Genomic DNA, 3,179 nt, shown 5'->3' on the forward strand with positions numbered 1-3,179 from the left:
GCAATCCAATATCAGTCGAAAATTGCGGCTCATGATATTTATCCTTCAGACCTGTCGTCTCACCTGACGAACGCGGGTCTTAATCTGCGAATTGTTATTATGGGTGCCCGCTGATGACCTCAGTCATCATCCGGGCACGGTGTACAACAGGAGGCTTAACCCAGCGCTTTTTCAAGCTCTGGCAATACCTCGAACAGGTCAGCGACCAGACCGAAATCAGCCACGTTAAAGATCGGAGCTTCTTCGTCTTTGTTGATCGCAACAATAACCTTGGAGTCCTTCATACCGGCCAGGTGCTGAATCGCACCGGAGATACCGACGGCGATATAAAGATCCGGCGCAACGATCTTGCCAGTCTGCCCAACCTGCATATCATTAGAGACAAAACCGGAGTCCACAGCAGCACGGGATGCCCCGACAGCTGCACCCATTTTGTCTGCCACCGTCTCCAACAGCGGGAAATTATCACCGCTCTGCATACCGCGACCACCGGAGATAATGATGCGTGCAGAGGTCAGCTCGGGACGCTCTGAAACACTCAGTTCTTCACCTATAAAGGAAGACATACCCAGCGCCGCAGTTGCATCCAGCGTAATCACTGGTGCCGCACCACCCGATTCAGCAACCGCTGCAAATGCTGTGGTACGTACAGTGATAACTTTTAATGCGTCGTGACTCTGTACCTTGGCCAATGCGTTGCCGGCATAGATAGGACGGATAAAGGTATCTGCTGACACAATTTCAGTAATGTCGGATACCTGTGCCACATCCATCAGCGCAGCCACGCGCGGGCAGAGGTTTTTACCGTTGGTTGTCGCCGGTGCCAACAGATAACCGTAGTCACCACTGCCCAGCATGTTTACCAGCAGGGTTGCCACCTCTTCCGGCAGCTGGTGTACCAGGTTCTCAGCATCCGCGATCAGTACACGGTCCACGTCAGGCAGTGCGGACGCCTGCTCAACAACGGCATTGCTGCCCTGACCGGCAATCAGCAACTCAATTGCGCCTGCACCTTGTGCTTTCAGTTCAACGGCCGCCTGCAGCGTGTTCAGTGTCGCGCCTTTCAGTTGGTTGTTGTCGTGTTCTGCGACAACCAGAATTGCGTTACCCATTACAGTACCCCCGCTTCATTTCTCAGTTTTTCCACCAGCTCAGATACAGAGCCGACTTTTACGCCTGCTGCACGTTCCGGCGGTGTAGTCACTTCCAATACGGTCTGGCGTGGGCTGATATCAATACCCAGATCTTCAGGGGTTTGAGTTTCCAACGGCTTACGTTTAGCCTTCATGATGTTCGGCAGCGATGCGTAACGCGGTTCATTCAGCCGCAGATCAGTTGTCACAACAGCAGGCAGTTTCAGGCTTACCTTCTGCAGTCCACCATCGATTTCACGGGTAACCTGCAGTTCGTCGCCTTCAATAGCCACTGCAGACGCGAAAGTACCCTGCGGCATACCCGTCAGCGCGGCCAACATCTGGCCCGTCTGGTTGTTGTCACCATCAATAGACTGTTTACCCAGAATCACCATGCCTGGCTGCTCCTGGTCGACAACTGCTTTCAGCAGCTTAGCGACCGCCAGCGGCTCAGGGGAGTTGTCGGTTTTAATCTGCAGAGCACGATCAGCACCCAGCGCCAGTGCGGTGCGCAGCTGTTCCTGACAGGTATCAGGACCAATACTGACGACCTGAACTTCACTGGCGTGGCCTTTTTCCTTCAGTCGGATAGCTTCTTCAATAGCGATTTCACAAAACGGGTTGATGGCCATTTTGATATTCGCCAGCTCAACGGCCGAGTTATCGGCTTTCACACGGACTTTGACGTTGGCATCAACAACCCGCTTTATAGCAACCAGTACTTTCATCACTACCTCGTGATATTTAGATTACTTCTTCATCTTAAGTGAAATTTTCATTTTTTATTTCATGCATATGATTAAATTTATCCAGCACCTCTGTCAATGAATTTATTTAAATAGTTTTGATCGAATGGCCACTGCACCGTTCTGGGGCAATAGCAAGAAGGAAGCGTGACGGTGGCGTACCCGATGCGTCAGTTACAGAAGAAACCGTTTTTACCAACCGTCTGAACAGATCCAAATCACAACGCGCGTTCCACTGATCAATTAACAACCAGCACATCGTAATTGTCTACCTGTTAGAAAAACTAACATCTAAACAGAAATACTCAATTGCCCCTCCTCATTCCCTTGCAGTAGTGAAATAGCGGTTGAGTTGATTAACTGACCGTTCGTAAATAGCCCAGTCAGTATCCTGTAGCCAACTACTGGTTTAAGGGGCATTTATACCCTGAACCACTAAGCTATAGATATGGAGCTACAACGCCGGTTCATGGATGTATAGACGATCCATGAATAGTGATTCACAAAACAGGAGGTGGCCGTATGAAACGCCTCTACTATCTCACCGACACCATAGACAGCACGGAAAGCATCTCTAAAGACCTTCATCACTTGGGCATTACCGATTGGAACCTTCATGTTCTGAGTAAGGATGATGACGGCCTCTTCCGACACCACATCCACGGTGCAAATACACTACAAAGGCTGGACCTGATCCATTCCGGTGAACAAGGCGCGCTGATCGGCGTTATGATCGGATTATGCATCGGGGTGGCTTTGATGCTGGGTAAGCCGTTCGGTATTGCGCTTGATCTGATCGCCATCAGCGCCATAGTGGCGGTATTTACACTCTTTGGCACTTGGGTGGGCGGCTTATCGGGGCTGTCGCACGAAAGCTATAAGATCAAACGTTTCCATGACGATCTGGATGCGGGCAAGCATCTAATCATGGTCGATTTCAGAAAAGCCCGCGAACCCGATGTCGTGCAGCTGATGGAAAACCAACACCCTGAAGCCCAATTTGCCGGGAAAGATACAACCTGGATAAATCCGTTTAAGTTCGCACACGAGAAAGTGAGCCACTGAGCTAACTCTCCTTCATGACTGATGCTCTAAGGGTTAATCAGGTAAGGCCGTAGCGTGTTCTCCCTACGGCCTTTTTATCGTACGCCCCTCAACCGTATAACCTGACGCGGTCACCACCTCTCAGTCGTCGATCACTTGAAGGAAATTGCCAGTCAATAAGACTCAAACAGCCAGTGAAGAGGGTTGCCTGCCGCCGGTAAGATAACCCATCATCGTCCCAATAAAGTGATTAGTA

At 50.5% G+C, this 3,179-nt stretch carries 3 protein-coding genes; 1 reads left to right on the forward strand and 2 read right to left on the reverse strand.

Features of this window, described 5'->3' with window-relative positions; genetic code table 11:
• Window positions 1-155: 155 nt before the first annotated feature.
• On the reverse strand, window positions 156-1,112 hold the full coding sequence (locus ABYW01_RS17610; protein ID WP_372835290.1) for an electron transfer flavoprotein subunit alpha/FixB family protein: 957 nt from the start codon (window positions 1,110-1,112) through the stop codon (window positions 156-158).
• On the reverse strand, window positions 1,112-1,861 hold the full coding sequence (locus ABYW01_RS17615) for an electron transfer flavoprotein subunit beta/FixA family protein (RefSeq protein WP_372835292.1): 750 nt from the start codon (window positions 1,859-1,861) through the stop codon (window positions 1,112-1,114). Before ABYW01_RS17615 ends, ABYW01_RS17610 begins: the two co-directional genes overlap by 1 nt.
• Before the next feature lie 540 nt (window positions 1,862-2,401).
• Here ABYW01_RS17615 and ABYW01_RS17620 point away from each other — a divergent pair.
• Window positions 2,402-2,944: a hypothetical protein gene (locus ABYW01_RS17620; protein ID WP_372835295.1), complete on the forward strand. Its 543-nt coding sequence runs from the start codon at window positions 2,402-2,404 to the stop codon at window positions 2,942-2,944.
• The last annotated feature ends 235 nt before the right edge of the window (window positions 2,945-3,179 follow it).

This window comes from Pontibacterium sp. (assembly GCF_041587635.1).
In the GTDB taxonomy this organism is placed as follows: Bacteria; Pseudomonadota; Gammaproteobacteria; order Pseudomonadales; family Balneatricaceae; genus Pontibacterium.

Coding starts and splice junctions, on each gene's coding strand:
- ABYW01_RS17615 (WP_372835292.1), bottom strand. CDS start 1,861: ATGAAAGTACTGGTTGCTATAAAGCGGGTTGTTGATGCCAACGTCAAA.
- ABYW01_RS17610 (WP_372835290.1), bottom strand. CDS start 1,112: ATGGGTAACGCAATTCTGGTTGTCGCAGAACACGACAACAACCAACTG.
- ABYW01_RS17620 (WP_372835295.1), top strand. CDS start 2,402: ATGAAACGCCTCTACTATCTCACCGACACCATAGACAGCACGGAAAGC.